The sequence below is a fragment of the Herbiconiux daphne genome (assembly GCF_024979295.1).
In the GTDB taxonomy this organism is placed as follows: Bacteria; Actinomycetota; Actinomycetes; order Actinomycetales; family Microbacteriaceae; genus Herbiconiux; species Herbiconiux daphnes.
The window spans coordinates 1-707 of the sequence record NZ_JANLCJ010000383.1 but is presented as its reverse complement, the minus strand read 5'-3'; the positions used below and the strand labels follow the sequence as shown (position 1 = coordinate 707).

Below are 707 nucleotides of genomic sequence, written 5' to 3'. Positions count from 1 at the left end.
GTGAAACCGCCGTAGTCAACGAGGATTTATCGAACGTTGTAGACCTCGGCAAACAGGTTATCGACCAGACGAACGGCATTGATAACTTTGTTCGTAAGCTGATTAACCACATCGGCAAAGTAACGTTCCAATCCCGCGCCTATGCTGGCGGTGTTCCGTCTATTCTGATGGACTCCTGGGAGTTCGGTTCTATCCTGCAAAAAGTTTCTACTGAACTGCCGGACGCTACCGAAAACGAAAGCTGGAACCTGCAAGACGGGCAGGAATACAAGCAGGACATTTTCACCGCACCGAAAGTTTCCGCGAAGTTTTTCAACTCCAAAGTAACGTTCGAAATCCCGGTGAGCTTCACCGAAATGCAGGTGAAAGAGTCGTTCAGTTCTGCTGAACAGCTTAACGGCTTTATTTCTATGCTGACAACTGCGGTTGAAAACAGCATGACCGTTAAACTCGACTCCCTGATTATGCGCGCGATTAACAACATGACCGCCGAAACTCTGGTTGCCGAACTCGGTTCCGGTACTGCTGGCGCTAAAACTCTGGACTTCACTAAATCCGGCGTTAAGGCTGTCAACCTGCTGAAACTGTATAACGACACCAACCCGACCAACAAAGTTTCTGTTGCGTCTGCGATTACGAACCGTGAGTTCATCCGTTTCGCAACGTACCAGATTGCGCTGACCAGTGACCGCCTGACCAAAATAAGT

At 49.1% G+C, this 707-nt stretch carries 1 protein-coding gene; it reads left to right on the top strand.

What is annotated here, in order from left to right; all coding sequences use genetic code 11:
• Positions 1 to 707, top strand: a 707-nt coding sequence (locus N1032_RS25385) for a phage major capsid protein (RefSeq protein ID WP_259543370.1), incomplete at both ends; no start/stop codon positions are given.